The sequence below is a fragment of the Enterobacter sp. RHBSTW-00901 genome (genome assembly GCF_014103115.1).
GTDB lineage: Bacteria > Pseudomonadota > Gammaproteobacteria > Enterobacterales > Enterobacteriaceae > Enterobacter > Enterobacter cloacae_P.
The window spans coordinates 1,736,181-1,755,803 of sequence record NZ_JABXPB010000001.1; the positions used below are offsets into that span (position 1 = coordinate 1,736,181).

Consider the following 19,623-nt stretch of genomic DNA (forward strand, 5'->3'; position numbering starts at 1 on the left):
GTGCATGGGCGACCTCAGGCCGCGCCGGAGCTAGCGTTGGTGAGGTGGGCGGGAGCGTGAAAACGTATGCAAAACCATGCACCTTATACATGCATGGCTTAATTCAGGGAAAATGGCGGGATTTACGGGGATTTTTTGACGGGCTACTGCGCGGCCAGTTCAGCGCGTTTTCGGACGTAATTCTGGTTTTGTGCAGGCGTGAATTTTTCACGATTATCATCCCGTGAAGCCACGTCAGGCCTGAACCCGATGGCTGTCAAAATGTCATTATCCTGTGCGGAATAATTTATTTTTCCACCGGCAGCCAGCCACACTGACAGCGCTTCACGCAGGTAATCCATCGAATACTGCATCACGCAGTGTTTTACAGCGGGATGCTGGTTGTTATAGCCCATTAGTTCGGGGGCAAGTGAGGCGGTCAGCTCTGCGCCGTGCGCCTGCATAAAATCATTCAGGCGGTTGAGGATGCTGATGCGCTGCACGTCCTCATGCGAGCTAATATAGCGACCGGCAGCCTGATTAATTTCCCATTTTTTACGTCGATAATATTGTAAGCACCCTGTTTTACTTCCACCTACTTTTTTGAGTACTTCCACATTTTAAGCCATCATCAGGCACTCATCCGACACCGGGTTATCCAGAAGTCCCTGCAGCCGCTTACTGCGACATACAACCCGCAGATTTCCCCTCGTGATATTGCCCATAAAAAGGAGCATCGAGCGTTGGAATATAAGGCCAGTCAGCTTCGCTTTTTATGATATTTCGCGCAGCCATTGCTTCTTGCTCGGTTAAAAACATCCCTGAAAGATTGTTGTCAGCATCAATAGCAAAAAACGTAATCTCTGAGTCACAAAGTTGAGCGTTAACAATAACGAAGAGAGAATATGTTGCTCTTGCCCAACTTTCCTCTTCAGAACCAGGGACTTCTGCAGAATATATAGTGAACTCCTCTCCATTACACGACACTTTGTATTCTGGGATTTCAGAATCAATATACTCATAAATCTGAGCGGGATTGCGGATATGTTTTTTTAACTCAGGCAGCAAGCGTTGATAAGCCCCGGCAATCCCTTCTTCAGCCAATGTCTCAGCATCCAGAGAAATCAGGTCATCATAGTTCAAAGGACTTTCAGTGTCTTTGACATTGTCCTTTCGAAATGTTGGCAGCATTTTCAGCAATCCAGAAAACATAACATATTCCTGAGCAAAGAGTTTTTGTTACTGACGGTAAGATACAATACTTGTACAGCCCCTGACATCCTCCAGTCACTAAATATCATGCTGTGTGGCGTTCTGCTTCACTTACAGTCTATTCCTAAAGCCACCCGCGCATTTCGCATGTCATCCTTAATCACGCTCATAACACGAAAACGTTAATTGAGGATAAATGATGAAAAAAACAATTATCGCATTATCTGCCGTTCTGCTGGCTTCTCCTGTTTTTGCGGCGACCACACATGCAACCGACGATACCGTCGCCACGGCGAACGCGCACGCCAGCACGGCGAAGCAAAAGCTGCATGAAGAACAGAACAAAGGTGAAGAGCTGAAGCTGAAACAAAAGCATGCCGCAGAAGGTAAAAGCGAAAGCTTTGGCAGCAAGGTCAGCGAAGATTCCCAGAAAGCCTGGCATAAAACCAAAGAGGGTACCGAGAAAGGCTGGGACGTAACCAAAGCCAGTGCAGAAAAAGGCTGGAATAAGGCCAAAGAGGGTGCCGCTGAGCTGGAAAAGAAAGTCACTGAATAACCCCTCCGAAAGGTCGCGCAAGCGGCCTTTTTTATTTACCTCCCCTGTCCTCCTTCCATACCAACCGGAAACGCTAAAATAAAAGCGTGAAGACCGCATATTCTTCATTCCCTGAAGAGAGGTACACGCAGATGAACATTAAGGAAGTCGCACCTGAAACCCGTGGCGTCACCGTTGAGCTTCTTGCCAGCATTGACCTGGGCCCTGAAATTGCCGGGATGGAAGGCCGTCAGCTTCGTATGCGTAAGGTCACTATCGATCCGGGAGGTGTGTTTGGCCCGGTACATAACCATGTTGATCGTCCCGGCACTGTCTACATTTTACAGGGCATCATTACCGATCACCGAAATGGCATTGCAACAGACTATGGCCCGGGCGTGGGCTGGCCTGAAGATCACAACACGATTCACTGGCTGGAAAATCGCGGTAGCACCCCGGCCGTTGAAATCTCCGTTGATATTGTTCACATTGTCTGAACCCTGGACCGGCCCGACGGGGCCGGTTCGGATATTACGCGGCGAATAAAATCTCTGCGTCAGGCGTTAATACAATGCCTGAATGATGGAGATGCTTAGATGATGCGTAATATCGCTCTGCTGATTGTGATATTGCTTAGCCCGATGGTGAATGCAACCCCTGTCCGCTATGCCATTGACCAGCAAAAAACAGGAATTGTGCTCTCCTGGCGCGCGTTCGGTGGCATACTCTCGCAGGCATGGCTCAAAGGGGTTACGGGCGATGTCATCCTCGATCCAGCGAACGAATTCAACGACCAGATCCATGTCACGATCCCCGTAGCCACACTGGTGGCATCCAATAGTCTGCTCACCTGGCAACTCAAAAGCGATATGTTTTTTGATGCTGCACGCTACCCGACAATCATCTTTATCAGTGACCGGGTAGTTACGCTGCAAAAGGATCATTTTCGGGTATTTGGCACACTGAACGTGAGAGAGATACGACGGCCGGTGATTCTGGATGTCATGCTCAAAGAGCATAACCTGGCATTTTTAGCGCTCCATGCCACTACGGCTATCTCGCGCGCGTCTTTTAACATGGATCGCTTTGCCCTGGTTGTCGATGACCGGATTGCGATCAATATTGATATTCAGGCCCGGCCCGGGCGCGAATCAACCAATCATGCGCAATAACGCCTGCGCGGTCTCCTGCAGTTGTGATGTGGGGTTACGTCCAATCAGGACAAACTGATGACCCCGACGGTTCCACCAGGCAATGTTCATGTTGTACCGTTTTTCCGCCTGAACGGGTGTGGTTTTCCCCTGCTCCGTTGCGGAGATGCACAGCGCCATCGGGCCATAATCATTGTGAAGCCAGGCAATCTGCGCAATAGAGGTTCGTTCATACCGCAGAATACGCACCATTTTCAGCTCTGCACCTGGCAGCATCAGCTGCTGTTCATTGAGTTGTAACCCTAAATCCTGCATCGTACGGGTCAACCCTTTCTGGAGTAACGCGGCCCCACTGTCGACATCCACCAGCGTTTCAGCACTGTAAAGCGACATGTATTGCGCCTCCAGATCACGAATCTGCTCGTTTTCATCCTGTTTTTCTGATGCCGGGCGCACCAGATATCCCAGACCGCTTCCTAAGACCAAAAAACTCAGCGAAGCGGCAATCAATGCGCGGCGGCTAACGCTTGCGCGTGGTTCAGGGTGCTCCGCAAGATGTTGCTCCAGCCTGGCCTGCATTCTTGCAAGCGGGGCATCGTTCAGCCAGGACGCAAAGGCACTTTTATAATCCTGATGGCTTTTCATCAATTCGGCGGTTCGTGCAGACAGTTGCGTGTCACCGCGCAGGCACTGTTCAAACTGACGTGCATCCTCACTCTCCATCTCGCCATCCAGCCAGGTGACAATGGCATCGTCGTTATACGGGGGCGCAAAACGAATCGGTTTCAAGAGCGTTTCTCCTGTGCAGAGGGCGGCAGGTCAAACGACCTTGCCAGCGTGGCACGCGCGGTGGCTAACCGGCTCATAATCGTGCCGACGGGTACCGATAAGGTTTCTGCCGCCTCCTGATAGGTAAACCCTTCGACATAGACTAAAAACACGGTATTACGCTGCGCTTCTGGTAGCGCATTAACCCGCAGCATAATTTGCCGAAAACGCAGGCTGTCATCGTCCTGGTCACGCGTGTCTGGAGCCTCCAGATCGTCACTTTCCACAAATCCCTGCCCCATGCGAACCCGACGCGCACGCAGGTCGGAAATCCATATTGAGTGGAGAATAGAAAACAGCCACCTGTCGATGCGCGTGCCTGGCGTAAACTGCGCGCTCTTTTCGAGCGCGCGCACGCAGGTTGACTGGACAAGTTCTTCCGCCGTATCACGATTATGCGACAACACCAGGCCGTAGCGCCAAAGGCGCGTGAGGTGTGCGGCAAGCTGCTGGCGAACGTCACTGGTTGTGATTTTACGACCCTCACGGTTGAACTCAGGATTCCGGATGTCCGTTAATGGCAGCCTGCAGGTCACGATATTCCTCACAGGTTTGGCCACAAATACCGGCGATAACGTTCAGCTGTTCTTTCGCCAGATCGGGGCGTCCTTTTACCATCCAGGCTTCACCCAGATACTCACGCGCTTTGGCATAGTTAGGGTTCAGGGCAAGAGAGCGCTGATAATACCCAATCCCTTCATCCGTGCGGCCCAGTTTGCGGGTGGCGTACCCCCGGTAATTCCAGGCTTCTGCCGTATTGCTATTTTTCAGGGTGTTGAGAAGGTTTAATGCCGCCTGATACTCCCCTTTCTTAGCAAGATGGTAGGCATAGTTAGTTTTGTCCTGATCGCTAAGACTGCTGCTTTTATCAGGCACGCATTTCTGGGTGGTGCTGTCATACACCTGTCCGGAAGGACAGTCAGGCGTTTTACTATTAGTACTATTATTGCCCATAGCCAGCGCTTGTGGGGCATGCAGGAACAATAACAGCACCGGAACGGCCAGATAGCGGACGGTGGCGAAGGTTTTCATATTTTGCTCCAGGGTGAATGCACAGTAGGTGTACATAGCGTTAACGCGCAGTAGCGCGTTTTTATTCATCACCTGAACATTTTTTCTGCACACCGGGCTCATTCATCCCCGGGAGAGTGGCTACACATTGGTTCTCAATAGTGCATTCAGCATATGAATAATAAGTGAATCACTATTAGCGTGATTATATTAATACGCGTCACGAAAAAACTAAAAATAAAATAGCAAACATAATATATCATACACCACGCTCCATTTATTGCGGCTTAAATGGAGGTTAAGCCGCAATAAATGATCGTGTAAATAAATTAAATTAACATCACCAGAAAATACTCCCTATCGCAAATTAATCTCTCTCCACCACGAACCAACCCCCCTTCAACCCCGCGCCACACCTGGCGTTAAAAGTCATACATACGAAAAAACCACCTCTCTGCTGCATTAATATTTATTCTCTCCATCAGGTTTGCGTAATTGAATTTTTATAGCTATATCATTTTTAGACGAACAAAAAATAATAACACTACGAATTAAAGGGATTTATATAAAGAAGAAAAAAACAACTTAATATTATCTGAAGGAAATAATAGATATCGGACGCGTATAGCCAATTTTTATTCTGGCGGGCTTCGTTCGCACTGAAGAAATCATCATCGTGTTACTCATCAAAATAGCATCACCACCAGGAGCCGTAATCTCATGAGCCAAATATCTGTTATCTCAAAACTGACTGGCGTGAAAACGACCACGGAAGGGACTCAGGTCTCGCTGAATCATTCCTCTATCGTTAAGCTTCACCTGGAGCGCGCCGATATTCAGCATTTTTCCAGAAATAACAACGATCTGGTGCTCACCCTGCATTCTGGTGAAACCATCGTCATCAAGAATTTCTACGTCACGGATGCACAGGGTCTTAGTCAGCTGGTACTGGAAGATGACAACGGCGCATTGTGGTGGATTGAAGACCCCACTGCAGCAGCCGCGCATTATGAATCCATTGCCTCAACGGACGTTTTGCTGGCCGCTGCAGGCGGTGAATCAACCACCGGTGGTGCAATCTGGCCCTGGGTTCTGGGCGGCATTGCGGCAGCCGGAGGCATAGCGCTGGCTGCCGGTGGCGGTGGCGGTGGCAGTGGCAGTGGCAGTGGCAGTGGACATAGCAACAGCGGAAGTAGCGACCCAGCGGATCCCGCAGACCCTCCGTCCCCGGATAAAACAGCTCCCGTTGCACCTGCTATTTCCGGCGTAACGGACAATGTCGGTACAGTCCAGGGCGCACTCACCAGTGGTCAAAGCACCGATGACTCCCGACCAACCTTTAGCGGAACAGCAGAGGCCGGATCAACGGTAACGGTTTACGACAACGGGACAGCCATCGGTAGCGTAGCGGCAGGCAGTGACGGCAAATGGAGTTTTACCCCGTCGACAGATTTAAGCGAAGGTACACATAACATCACCACCCAAGCCACCGACGCTGCCGGGAACACTGGCCCAGGCTCTTCTTCATTTGCCGTGGTTGTGGACACCACACCGCCGGACACACCCACGCTCCTGAACGCAACTGAGCGCAACGGTGCGACGGCGACACAAATTCAGAGCGGTCACTATACCCATACCGGTACACCTGAGATTTCCGGAAAAGGTGAGCCTGGCGATACCATCACCCTCTACGATCAAGGGGTGAAAATTGGCGAAGCCAACGTCGACAGTAACGGAAACTGGCATTTTACCCCCGGTTCCACACTGACCGAAGGTACACACTCCCTGACGATCACGGAAACCGATCCGGCCGGGAACACCAGCGGCATCTCCAGACCACTGGACTTTATTGTTGATAACACGCCCCCGGGCGCACCAACCGATCTCGCCATCACCCCCGACGGCGGCGCGCTGACCGGTAAAGCCGAAGCGGGCAGTACTATCATCGTCAGCAACGGCACCACCATTGTTGGTACGGCGGTGACGGACGCCCAGGGCAATTTCACGGTACCGCTCAACCCTGCCCAGCTGAATGGTGAAACCCTTTCAGCCACCGCCACCGATGCCGCAAGTAACACCAGCCCGCCCGCCAGTCTGACGGCTCCGGATACCACACCTCCGGCCATTCCGACGGGGGTTGCGGTCAATCACGATGGCGATCATGTCACCGGGAAAGCAGAACCTGGCAGTACCGTCACCGTGAAAAATGAGCAAGGCACCCTCATCGGTACAGGTCAGGCAGATGGCAGCGGTAATTTCGATGTTACCCTCTCACCACCGCAGAAAAACGGTGAAGTGCTGGACGTGACGGCTACCGACGGTGCGAACAATACCAGCCAGCCCGCGCTGGCTATCGCCCCGGACACCACTGCACCAGGCGCACCAACCGATCTTGCCATCACCGCCGACGGCAGCACGCTGACCGGTAAAGCCGAAGCCGGTAGCAGCATCATCATCAGCAACGGCACGACCACTGTTGGCACGGCGGTGACGGACGCTCAGGGCAATTTCACGGTGCAACTTCACCCCGCCCAGGTTAATGGTGAAACCCTTTCAGCGACCGCCACCGATGCCGCAAGCAACACCAGCCCACCCGCCAGCCTGACGGCTCCGGATACCACGCCTCCGGCCATTCCAACAAATGTCGTGGTCAACCACGATGGCGATCATGTCACCGGGAAAGCAGAGCCTGGCAGTACCGTCACCGTGAAGGACGAGCAAGGCTCCATCATTGGCACTGGTCAGGCAGATGGCAGCGGTCATTTCGATGTCACCCTCTCAACGCCACAGAAAAACGGTGAAGTGCTGGACGTGACGGCCACCGACGGCGCGAGCAATACCAGCCAGCCCGCGCTGGCTATCGCCCCGGATACCACCGCACCGGGCGCACCAACCAATCTCGCCATCACCGTCGACGGCGGTACGCTGACCGGTAAAGCCGAAGCCGGTAGCACCATCACCATCAGCAACGGCACCACCGTTGTCGGCACGGCGGTGACGAACGATCAGGGTAATTTCACGGTTACGCTCACCCCATCCCAGCGCAATGGCGAAACCCTTTCCGCCACCGCTACCGATGAGGCCGGGAATACCAGCACGCCAGGAACCCTACTCGCGCCAGACACCACGCCGGCGCAAACACCTGAAATTCTGGGTGTTGTTGATAATGTGGCCGACTTTACCGGCAATATCAGCAACGGTGGCCTGACGAACGACAACCACCCAACAATTTACGGCAAAGGTGAAGCGGGTACTACGCTCAGTCTTTACAGCAACAACACGCTGATAGGCACGGTGGTGATCCAGCCAGATGGCAGCTGGTCATTCCCGGCAAACGCACCACTGTTTGAAGGCGGGAACGTTATTACCGCACAGGCGGTGGATGGGAAAGGTCAGGCAAGTAGCATTTCTGCGGCCTGGAATGTCACTGTCGATACCACCCTCCCCGATACCCCCGTACTGAAAAATGTGCTGGATGATGTTGCAGAAAATACCGGCCCCATCACCAGCGGCCAGGTGACCAACGACAGCACCCCAACCTTTAGCGGTACTGGCGAAGCGGGGGCGACCCTCAACGTCATGGAGGGGGGGAACGTCATTGGTACGGCAAATATCGACGCGAATGGCGTCTGGACATGGACGCCTGCCAGCGGGCTGAGCAACGGCACGCACAACCTGACGTTTGTCGCCGTGGATGCAGCCGGTAACCATAGCAACCCGACCTCTGTCTTCCAGGTGAATCTCTCCACCACCGCACCTGGGGTCCCGACCATTGATTCGGTTACCGATGACGTTGGCAGCACTCAGGGCACGGTGACCAGCGGTAAGCCAACCGATGACAACCGGCCTCTGCTGGAGGGCACAACCACTGCAGGCAATACCATTGCCATTTATGACGGTAATACGCTGCTGGGCAATGCCACCGTCGATCTTTCCGGACACTGGAGTTTCACGCCAGGCATCCCGTTAGCCGATGGCACGCACAACATCACTGCCGTTGCCATTAACGCTGCGGGCAATACCGCCACCTCCGCTCCTTTTGTCGTGGAAGTCGACACCGTTGCCCCAGCAGCCCCGTCAACACCGGTAGTCACCGTCAACCCGGACGGTGTGGACGTCATTCTGTCTCCAGGACAACCCACGCGGGATACCACCCCAACGCTTAGCGGCAGCGGTAATGTGGGTGATGTGATCACCATTTATAACGGTAGCACTCCGCTGGGTACCACAACGGTAGATGGCACGGGTCACTGGAGCTGGACGCCTAATCCTCCACTGCCTAACGGCACCTACGACATCAGTCTTACAGCCACGGACAAAGATGGTGCGGGCAACGAAAGCGCCGCGTCGCAGGCTGCAACCATTATCATTGATACCAGTGCGCCAGCCACACCTGCGGCTCCGGTGGTCACCGACAACGTGGATGCCCACACCGGCCCGGTCAGCAACAACGGCTCAACAAACGACGGCCGCCCGGTATTAAGCGGTTCCGGTGAACCCGGTGCGGTGATCACCCTGTATGACAACGTCAATGGCACCAAAAGTGTGCTGGGCAACGTAACGGTCGACCCGACCGGTCACTGGAGTTTCCAGCCATCCACTGCGCTAAGCCAGGGCAACCACACCTTCAGCACCACGGCGAAGGATGAGGCAGGCAACATCAGTACAGAAAGCCCAACCATCACCGTTAATGTGGATACCGTTGCACCAGATCAGCCTTCCGGGCTGAGCATCAACGGACAAGGCACCATCCTCTCAGGGACGGCGGAAGCAGGCTCTACCGTGGAAGTACGTGATGCCAGCAACACGCTGATTGGCACCGGAACTGCGGATGTTAATAACCACTTCACTGTCACGCTCTCTTCACCACAGGCGTCAGGAAATAACCTGAGTATCACCGCCGAAGATAGCGCCGGAAATACCAGTAACGCGACGTCCTGGACGGTGACGGGTACCGTGCAGCCACCGGTGATTGATGCCATTCTCGATGATGTGGGGCTGATTCAGGGGAACGTTAAAGGTGGCATCTCTGACGATCCCCTCCCGACCATCAGCGGCACGGCTCAGGCAGGCAGTACGGTTAACCTCTACCAGGATGGCATACTCCTGACGACCATCACGCTGCTGCCAGGTGAAACCAACTGGAGTTTCCAGCTCATCGTACCGCTGACTCCGCTGGCGCACAGTTTTACCGCCACCGCCACGCTGGGGGCGAACACCAGTGCCTCCTCCGACCAGGCGAGTGTCACCATCAACCTTTTGACCCCAGGTACGCCGGTGATCGGCGCGGTGACGGATGATGTGGCTCCATATACCGGCCCGCTGACAAACGGCCAGACCACCAACGACAACACGCCAACCCTGAGCGGCACAGCCGGTGCGAATAACACCGTCACCATCTATGATGGACTGACGAAACTTGCCGACGTGGTCGCCGGTGCTGACGGTAAATGGAGCTATACCCCAGGCACACTCTCTGACGGAAGCCATAGCCTGACGATTACCGTCACCGATATCACTAACATCCCCAGCGTACCGTCTGAAGCGTTCGTGGTGGTGGTGGATACCACCCCGCCCACGAAACCTGGTATTGATACCGTTACAGACGATGTCCCACTGCTGACCGGAAACGTAGACAAAAATACCGCCACAAACGACACCACACCGACCCTTTCAGGCCACGCCGAAGCGGGCAGTACCGTATCCATTCGCGATAATGGCGTTGAGATAGGGACAGTGACGGCAGGCGCTGGCGGTACCTGGACCTTTACACCGACAAAAGCGCTGAATGACGGCACACATGATTTCACGGTAGTTGCCACCGATAGCGTCGGTAATCAAAGTGTCGTTTCGGATGACTACAGCGTGACCGTTGCCACCACACCACCGGCACAGCCAACGCTGGATACCGTGTATGACGATCTCCCGTCCGGTACGGGGAACCTGACCAACGGCCAGCTCACTAACGACAGCACGCCGACGCTCAACGGTACAGGGGTTAACGGCACCACCATCCATATTCTGGATAATGGCTCACCCGTTGGCACCGCGATTGTCACGAACGGAACCTGGAGCTTTACACCCACAGTACCGCTTGGCGAGGGGGTACATAACCTGCGCGTCTACGCCAGCGATAACGCGGGCAATACTTCAACAACCACGCCAGCCTTTGCCATAACTGTTGATGCAACCCCACCGGCTAACCCGGTGGTTACTGGCGTGCTGGATGATGTTGGCCCGGTAACCGGGCAAATCGGCGCGGGGGGAACCACCAACGACAGCAAACCAACCCTCAGTGGTACGGGCGAAGCAGGCACCACCATCCACATTACCGATGGGGGTACGGAGATAGGCACCGCCGTCGTGACGGCCGGTGGCACCTGGACATTCACCCCGGCCACAGCGCTGTCAGAAGGTACGCATAATCTGGTGATTTCGGCCACCGATCCGGCCGGAAACAGCAGCCTCGTCAACCCGACGCTCACGTTTACCGTTGATACGGTCGCGCCGGTGGCTCCGCTTGTTATCTCCGTTGCCGACGATGTGGGCACGAAGCAAACGCCACTCAGCAGCGGGCAATCCACGGATGACACCACGCCATCCTTTACCGGGTCAACCGAGCCGAACGCGCTGATCAGTGTTTACGATAACGGTACACTGCTTACTCAAATCGCAGCCGATGGCACGGGTACCTGGACATATACGCCGCCAGCACTGAGCGAAGGTAGCCACGGATTTACCTTTACCGCCACCGATGCAGCAGGCAACGTTGGCCCGGCATCGACACCGTTCACGGTAGTCGTCGATACCACAAAACCGTCCGTGCCGCTTATCACCCAGGCGGTGGACGATGTCGGCACCGTTCAGGGAACGCTGAGCAACGGTCAATCTACTGACGACACCAGTCCGTTGCTGAAAGGCACCAGTGAACCGCTGGCGACAATCAACGTTTATGATGGTCTCACATTGCTGGGAACCACCACCGCCAATGCCAGCGGTAACTGGACGTATCAGGTCTCGTCTAACCTGAGCGAGACAACGCACAGCTTTACCGTGCGGGCGAGTGATGCCGCAGGAAACCTCAGCGATCCCTCCACACCGTTCACGCTGACAATTAGCACCACCCCACCGGCTCCCCCCGTTATCACCGCGGTGGTGGATGATGTTGGATCAATATCCGGCCCGCTGACCAACGGCCAGGCCACTAACGACAATCTGCCAACGCTGTCAGGAACAGCGGTTGCCGGTTCGTTAGTTCGCATTTATGACGGTACCACGCTCCTCGGTAGCGTGGTTGCTACCAATGGCAGCTGGAGCTTTACCCCCGCAACAGCACTGAGCGACGGCCCTCATGCCCTGAAGGCCACCGCCAGTGACGCGGTGGGCAACCCAAGCGCAGACTCCAGCGTGTTTAACATCGTGGTGGATGCCACCGCGCCGAACACACCCGCTATCACCAGCATTCTTGATAATGTGGGTACCCTGACCGGTCCAGTTACCAGCTCAGTCCCCACCAACGACAACACGCCAGAGCTTCACGGTACGGCTGAAGCCAACGCCGTAGTACGTATCTACGACGGAGCCACACAAATTGGCCAGGTCACTGCCGATGGCAGCGGCAACTGGACGTTCACCACCGGAGCACTCAGTGACGGACAACATAACTTCAGCGTGACCGCGACCGATGCGGTAGGCAATACCAGCGCCGCCTCAACCATCAGCGCCATCGTGGTCGATACCGTCGCCCCGCTCGCCCCGGGCGCACTTGCAGTCGTGAATGTGGGAACCCTTGTGACCGGGACAGCAGAAGCGGGCAGTACCGTCACCATCACCACCAGCGGTGGTACGGTGCTCGGTACAGCGACGGTGGACGGAAGCGGTCATTTCAGCGTGCCCCTCTCACCTGCGCAGACCAACGGCGAAACATTGACCGCATATGCAACCGATAAAGCCGGTAACCTGGGGGCTTCCGCCAGCATCACCGCGCCGTTTACCACCCTGCCAAATGCGCCAGTGATTGCCACCGTGAGCGACGATGCCGGCACCCTGAAAGGCACGCTGTCTAACGGGCAAACTACTGACGACACCACGCCAACGCTGGCAGGTACCGCACAGCCCGGTTCCACCGTCACCCTTTACAATAACGGAGTATTAATCGGCACAACCCTTGCCGATGGCAGCGGCAACTGGAGCTTCACCACGCCAGCGATGGGGGAAGGCAGTCACGCCTTTACCGCGACCGCAACCAACGGCTCCGGGACGGGTCCTGTCTCAGCCGCAATGACCGTGATCGTCGACACCACCGCGCCGAATGCCCCTACGGGTCAGTTCAACGCAGATGGCAGCGTGCTCACCGGCCAGGCAGAGGCGGGAAGTACTGTGACGATCCGCCTGCCCGATGGCACAACGTACACCGCAACGGCCAATGCCAGCGGCAGTTACTCGCTGGCCTTTGTTAACAAACAGACTGATGGCGGTACGTTGACGCTGACGGCGACCGATACTGCGGGGAATATGTCTCTGCCGGGTCAGGTGCTGGCACCCAATCTGCCGCTCTCTGCCGCGAACAACGTTGATGAGCTGAACTTCACCACCACAGCCACCGTCACTGACGCGCAATACAGTGATTACGGTGTCCTGCTGGTTGGTGCGGTGGGCAACGTTCTCTCGCTGCTGGGGAACAACAGTGCGCAGGTGACCTTCAACGTCGACAACGGTGCGTCAGCGGATATCACCATCAATGCCTACGGGACAGGGGTGGTGCTCGGTTTGCTCAACAGTATGCAGCTTGTGGTGCAGCACTGGGATGCGACCAACAATGTCTGGACAACCGTGGTGGACACCGGGAACAACAGTACCCTGAACCTGTTAACCATCGGGGCCAGCGGCGTTTCCCTGAACCTGACCGGGCTGGCAGAGGGTCAGTATCGGGTTCTGACCTACAACACCAGCCTGCTGGCAACCGGCTCTTACAGTAGTCTGGATGTCGATGTCAGCCAGACCAGCGCGGGCACTATTGTTGGCGCTAACCTCAACGTCAGTGGAAACGTGATCACCGATGTGGACGCCAGTGCAGGCAGCGATAATGCACCAGCCGGCACGCTGCTCACGCAGGTGACCAATGCTCTGGGTCAGGCGACGGCCATCAACGCAACGGGCAGCACCGTGGTTCACGGGCAGTATGGCGATCTCACCATTAGCGCCGACGGGAGTTACACCTACACGCTAACCACCACCAGCGCGACCGCCTACGGTCGTACGGAGAACTTCACCTATACCATTATGCACAACGGCGTAACGGCCAGTGCCCAGCTGGTGATCACGCTGGGCAGCAGTGCGCAAAACACCCACGCCATCGCCGTGGATGACTCTTCGACCTTTACCTTCGATACCAGTGTTCATGCTGTCGACAACGGTACATCGTCGCAGGGTGGCTTTACCGTGGTGGGTATCGGTCTGGGAAATGTGCTGACGCTTGATGTGCTGAGCGACCTCAGCAATTCAATCATCTATAACGTCGATCAGGGTACCACCCGCACCATGACGCTGCAGGCGAGCGTGGGTGGCGTGGCCATTGGCTCAGTGTTCGACCTTTACGTCTACAAATTCAATACCGCGACCCAGACCTACCAGCAATACCGGTATGAAAAAAGCTGGCTGACTGCGCCGCTGCTGGGGGGAACCTCCGGGAAGCTGACCGTGGATCTCCCGGCGGGTCAGTATCTGTTCCTGCTCAACACGGCATCCGGCATCACCGCCCTGACCGGCTACACCCTGAACGTGCTTGAGGATCACGTTTACGCCGTCTCCAGTACTGGCGGTAGCACTACCGGTAACGTCATGGCCGATGACATTCTGCCGACCAGCGTCACCGCCACCGTCACCGATGTGAACGGCGTACACGTCAACGCCTCCGGTCTGACCACCATCCAGGGGTTGTACGGCACACTGTCGATCGACGCACAGGGGAACTACACCTATACCCTGAACAGCGGCGTCGGGGCGGATAAAATCAGCACGCCGGATACCTTCGTGTATACCCTCACGGATTCAACCGGCCATAAGGACAGCGCCTCGCTCAACATCACCCCAACGCCACACGCGCTGGACGCCATCAACGATGTCAGCAAGGTGATGACGTTCGACACCGTGCAACATACCGTGGCCTGGAGCGATACGTCCGTCGGGAGCACCAACTGGACGACGGCCCTGTTGAAATCCACCAGCGGAACCGGCAGCGGAACCTTTATCGTCGATCAGAACACCGCCCTGCACGACATCGTGCTGCATTTTAATATCTCTTCCCTGCTGCCGCTGGGTGGGCTGGCCGTGAGCTGGTCTATCACCCTGCAGGGTGCATCCACCCCCATCATTTCTGACTCGTTTACCGGAGGCTCTACCACCATCAACCTGAGCAGCCTGGATCTGGATGCCGGTACCTACACCCTGAGCTTCACCGGTACGGCCGGGCCACTGAGCATCGGTGGTATCACGATCACCCCGAGCGTCACGGGTACCTCAGTGTTCCTGAATAACGACGAAACCACCTCAGGCCATTCCGTCATCGGCAACATCTTCGACGGGACAGACTCACAAGGGGCGCTGGATCAGCTGGCGTCGGTGGATACGCGCCTGAGCATCACCGGTTATGACGGCCATGTCAGTACGCTCGACCCGTATACCACCAGCAACGCCACAGCAACCGTTGTGGGACATTACGGCACCCTCTCTGTTGGCGTCGACGGTAGTTACACCTACACGCTGAACAGCGGTATTTCGCTGGCGACCATGACCAGCAAGGAGGTCTTTAACTACACCCTCACCGCAGCCAACGGGCAAACGGACAGCGCTTCGCTGACCATCAACCTGTCGCCGCAGATGATCAGCACCAACCATAACGACACCCTGACGGGAAGCGTCTATGGCGACACGCTGATTTATCACGTGCTCGATACCACTGTGGGAGCCGCTACGGGCGGTAATGGCACGGGAGACCACTGGACGAACTTCTCCGTCTCACAGGGCGATAAGATCGACATCAGCGATCTGCTGGTCGGCTGGAACGGTCAGTCTTCAACGCTCGGTAACTACCTGCACGTCACGACCAGCGGAAGTAATACCGTGATTTCCATCGACCGCGACGGTGCGGGAAGCACCTACGCCAACACAACCCTGGTCACTCTGGATAACGTTCAGACCAGCTATGACGAGCTTGTGAATCAGCACCACAACATTATTACCTGACAACAAAAAATACCCCGGGCGCTCGTCGCCCGGGCATAAAGACAATAAAGCAGTACTCTTTTATTAGGGACAAGACATGAGAAAAAGAATGCCTCGCTGGTGGCTTTCGTGCTGCCTGATCGCCATATCCACCACTGTACATGCTGCAGTGGTGATCAATCCCCAACAACTCAGCGAGGAACAAGAGTTACCCGCTCTGGAAGGACGCGTTGCACTCCCGGCCAGTAAAACTCCCCCGGGCGTACTGATGCTGGACGATGCCGTCACACGCGCCGTGAGCTGGCACCCGGCAATTAGTGAGGCAGTAGGAAAACTCTACGAGCAATCTGAACAGGTCGACGTCGCCAAATCGAAGTATTATCCGCAGGTTAACGCCGGTATGGACAACGGCTATACCCACAATGGCGGGGATTCCGGCTTTACGCCTTCTCTGGTGTTATCCCTCTCGCAAATGCTTTACGACTTCGGCAAAGTGGCAAGCCAGGTTCGCGCCGAGAACGCGGGTGTCGCCCAACAGCAGGCCAACGTGCTGGTCAACATTGATACCATCGCCCATGATACCGCCACCGCAATGGTGCAGGTTCAGACCTGGCAACAGATGGTCGAAACGGCCAGAGAGCAGCTTGATGCCCTTAACGCTATTGGTAAACTGACGCGACAGCGCAATGACGAAGGGGCCACCTCGCTCTCTGACGTCGTCCAGACCGATGCCCGCATCGAAGGTGCGCGCGCCCAGCTGATGCAGTACCAGGCCAATCTTGACAGTTCACGCGCCACGCTGATGAGCAACCTGGGGTGGAACAGCCTTAGCGCCATCAGCAACGACTTCCCCGACAGCCTGAAGCGCAGCTGTGACATCGCCGAGCCTGACGATCGGCTGGTGCCATCGGTGCTTGCCGCATGGGCACAGGCCGGTGTCGCGCAGGCGAATCTGGATAACGCCAATGCCCAGATGACGCCGACCATCTCGCTCGAACCCGAAGTGCGCCACTATCTGAATGACAATTATGCGGGACACGGCTCACTGGATCGCACCCAGTACTCTGCCTGGGTCAAGGTACAGATGCCTCTCTACCAGGGCGGCGGGTTGACCGCACGGCGTAACGCAGCCGGACACGCGGTGGAAGCGGCGCAATCTACCATCCAGCGCACGCGCCTTGACGTGCGGCAAAAGCTACTGGAATCCCGTAGCCAGGTGATGAGCCTGTTGAGTACCCTGCAAATTCAGTCCCGCCAGGAGTCGCTCAACATCCGCACGCGCGAGCTGTACCAGCAACAATACCTTGATCTTGGTTCACGTCCGCTGCTTGACGTACTGAACGCCGAGCAGGAGGTGTATCAGGCACGCTTTACCCAACAACAAACCCTCGGGCAACTGCACCAGCTTCAGCTTAACTGCCTGTATAACACGGGCCGCATCCGCCATGCATTCAGCCTCGATAACCGCACCATTCAGTCTGTGGAGATCCAGCCATGAAACACACCGACATTCCGCAGGATGATGTATTGACCGGGCAGGCGCTGGCGCAGTGGGCGCAGGCCTTTGGCTATGTCGCCGACCATTACCGTGTGGCCTGTTCCCCCGGCGCACTAATGGCCAGCGCCCCCTGGCTATGCGGCAAACCAATGGTGCCAGCACTCACTCAGCTGGCGCGGGAAGCAGGGCTGTCGTTCCAGCCCCTGGAAACCACACAAGATAGCCTCAACAGCTGGCGTCTGCCCGTGGTGGTGGAACTCGCTGAAGGCCAGATTGGCGTTATCGAACACTACGATGGTGAAGATACGCTGGAGATCTGTTTTGTCGGCGACACCGCGCAAACCAACCGCCTTTCCCTGACAGCGCTGCTGCCCAACATTCGTCATGTGATCGCCCTGCGCCCGCTGGCAGCCCTGAAGGACAGCCGCGTTGACGCCTACATTTCGAAGTACCGCCCGGACTGGATCTACCGGCTGGTGATGCGCGATTTACGCCCCTACACGTGGGTGATGCTGGCGGCACTGTTTATCAACGTTCTGTCACTCTCCGGGGTGGTTTTTTCCATGCAGGTTTATGACCGGGTGATCCCCGCCCAGTCCTATCCCACCCTCTACGTGCTGACGATTGGCGTACTGATCGCCACGCTGTTTGGCTTCGTGCTGCGCCTTGCCCGCGGGCACATCATGGATCTGCTGGGAAAACGCGCCGACCTGCGCGTTTCCGACCGGGTATTCGGCCACGCCCTTCGGCTACGTAACAGCGCCGTTCCACGCTCAACCGGCAGCTTTATTTCGCAGCTGCGCGAGCTGGAGCAGATCCGCGAGATGGTGACGTCATCGACCATTTCGACCATCGTCGATCTGCCGTTCTTTTTGCTGTTTGTGGTGGTACTGGCGATCATCGCCCCGCAGCTGGCGTGGATCGCCCCCGTCGCTGCCGCGGTTATGGTACTTCCAGGTCTGCTGTTGCAGACAAAACTGGCCACGCTGGCGAAACAGTCTGCCCATGAGTCCACCCTGCGCAACGCGGTGCTGGTAGAGAGCGTGCAGGGGCTGGAAGACATCAAGCTTATGCAGGCGGAAAACCGCTTCCTGCAACAGTGGAACAGTTACATCCAGATCACCGCCGAATCCGGCCTGCGCACCCGCGAGCTGAGCCAGGCGCTGATCAACTGGGGGATGACCATTCAGAGCCTGGTCTACGCTGGCGTCATTGTGGTCGGCGCACCGATGGTGATTGAAGGTACGTTAACAACCGGTTCCGTGGTCGCCGCGTCGATGCTGGCGTCACGGATGATCGCCCCGATGGCTACCCTGTGTGGCGTACTGGCGCGCTGGCAGCAAGTGAAAGCGGCAAAAGAAGGTCTGGACAGCATTATGCAACTGCCCACCGAGAACCAGCGGGAAGAGACGCCCATTCGCCAGGATGTGCTGCGCGGACATTATCTTTTTGACCAGGCACAGTTTCGCTACCACCCGGAAGATCCGCGTATGGCTTTGCGGATCAACCGACTGGAGATCAACCCCGGAGAGAGTGTGGCCATACTTGGCCGCAACGGGGCGGGGAAATCGACGTTGCTTCAGGCAATGGCGGGCGGTATGGATTTGGCGAGCGGTGAACTACGGCTGGACAACCTGAGCCTGCCGCATCTGGACGTGGCGGATCTGCGACGCAACGTCGGCCTGATGACCCAGAATGCACGGCTGTTCCACGGCACCCTGCGCGAGAACATCACCCTGGGTCTGCCACACGCCAGCGATGAAGAGATCTTCACCGTACTGGAGATGTGCGGCGCGGCAAGTTTTGTGCAGAAACTGCCAAAGGGGCTGGATTACCCGATTATGGAGAACGGCGTGGGGCTTTCCGGCGGCCAGCGACAGTCCATTCTGCTGGCACGCATGCTCCTGCGCGATCCCAATATCGTACTTCTGGATGAACCTACTGCGTCGCTGGATGAACACACCGAGCGCGAATTTATTCAGCGCCTTGGCGCATGGCTGGGTAACCGCACGCTGGTGGTGGCAACCCACCGCGTTCCGGTACTGGAACTGGTAGAACGCGTCGTTGTGCTGAAAGAAGGCATGCTGGTGATGGACGCTCCAAAAGCGCAGGCGCTCAACAGCAGCCGCATGCAACAACAGGCAAACGGACGGGAGTGGAAAAATGAAAATCAGTCAGCATGATGC

Annotated in this window: 10 protein-coding genes and 1 pseudogene; 6 read left to right on the forward strand and 5 right to left on the reverse strand. The window is 56.2% G+C overall.

Annotated elements, in window-relative coordinates; genetic code table 11:
* Positions 1-143: 143 nt before the first annotated feature.
* Together HV318_RS08300 and HV318_RS08305 are read right to left on the reverse strand one after the other, a co-directional pair.
* Positions 144-536, reverse strand: a pseudogene (locus HV318_RS08300) (phage polarity suppression protein); the annotation flags it as partial.
* Between the two features lie 121 nt (positions 537-657).
* A complete protein-coding gene (locus HV318_RS08305) occupies positions 658-1,191 on the reverse strand; it encodes a hypothetical protein (protein WP_182272372.1) in 534 nt (177 codons plus the stop codon).
* A gap of 199 nt (positions 1,192-1,390) precedes the next feature.
* On the opposite strand from HV318_RS08305, the gene HV318_RS08310 reads away from it, so the two are divergent.
* The 3 genes from HV318_RS08310 to HV318_RS08320 all read left to right on the forward strand — a co-directional run bounded on the left by HV318_RS08310 (position 1,391) and on the right by HV318_RS08320 (position 2,898).
* The gene (locus HV318_RS08310; protein WP_182274562.1) at positions 1,391-1,747 is read left to right on the forward strand and encodes a KPN_00521 family repetitive protein; all 357 of its coding nucleotides are present in this window, start codon (positions 1,391-1,393) and stop codon (positions 1,745-1,747) included.
* Between the two features lie 131 nt (positions 1,748-1,878).
* Positions 1,879-2,223 (forward strand): cupin domain-containing protein, encoded by a 345-nt coding sequence (locus tag HV318_RS08315; RefSeq protein ID WP_182272373.1) that lies wholly within the window; start codon positions 1,879-1,881, stop codon positions 2,221-2,223.
* Positions 2,224-2,322: 99 nt separating this feature from the next.
* Positions 2,323-2,898 (forward strand): YceI family protein, encoded by a 576-nt coding sequence (locus HV318_RS08320; protein ID WP_182272374.1) that lies wholly within the window; start codon positions 2,323-2,325, stop codon positions 2,896-2,898.
* On the opposite strand, the gene HV318_RS08325 is transcribed toward HV318_RS08320, so the two are convergent.
* From HV318_RS08325 to HV318_RS08335, 3 genes are read right to left on the reverse strand one after another with little or no spacing between them, the layout of a single operon-like run.
* Positions 2,878-3,666, reverse strand: a complete 789-nt coding sequence (locus HV318_RS08325) for an anti-sigma factor family protein (protein ID WP_182272375.1) — start codon at positions 3,664-3,666, stop codon at positions 2,878-2,880. The genes HV318_RS08320 and HV318_RS08325 overlap by 21 nt on opposite strands.
* Positions 3,663-4,241 (reverse strand): sigma-70 family RNA polymerase sigma factor, encoded by a 579-nt coding sequence (locus tag HV318_RS08330; RefSeq protein ID WP_182272376.1) that lies wholly within the window; start codon positions 4,239-4,241, stop codon positions 3,663-3,665. Before HV318_RS08330 ends, HV318_RS08325 begins: the two co-directional genes overlap by 4 nt.
* Complete coding sequence (locus HV318_RS08335; protein WP_182274563.1) at positions 4,201-4,737, reverse strand: tetratricopeptide repeat protein; 537 nt, start codon at positions 4,735-4,737, stop codon at positions 4,201-4,203. Before HV318_RS08335 ends, HV318_RS08330 begins: the two co-directional genes overlap by 41 nt.
* Positions 4,738-5,436: 699 nt before the next feature.
* Between HV318_RS08335 and HV318_RS08340 the strand changes: the two genes are divergently transcribed.
* The 3 genes from HV318_RS08340 to HV318_RS08350 all read left to right on the forward strand — a co-directional run bounded on the left by HV318_RS08340 (position 5,437) and on the right by HV318_RS08350 (position 19,620).
* Positions 5,437-15,960, forward strand: coding sequence for a BapA/Bap/LapF family large adhesin (locus HV318_RS08340; RefSeq protein WP_182272377.1), 10,524 nt, complete (start codon positions 5,437-5,439; stop codon positions 15,958-15,960).
* 76 nt (positions 15,961-16,036) lie between these two features.
* Complete coding sequence (locus HV318_RS08345; RefSeq protein ID WP_182272378.1) at positions 16,037-17,437, forward strand: TolC family outer membrane protein; 1,401 nt, start codon at positions 16,037-16,039, stop codon at positions 17,435-17,437.
* Positions 17,434-19,620 carry a type I secretion system permease/ATPase gene (locus HV318_RS08350; protein ID WP_182272379.1) on the forward strand — a complete coding sequence of 729 codons (2,187 nt, stop codon included), beginning with the start codon at positions 17,434-17,436 and terminating at the stop codon, positions 19,618-19,620. Before HV318_RS08345 ends, HV318_RS08350 begins: the two co-directional genes overlap by 4 nt.
* Positions 19,621-19,623: the final 3 nt, after the last annotated feature.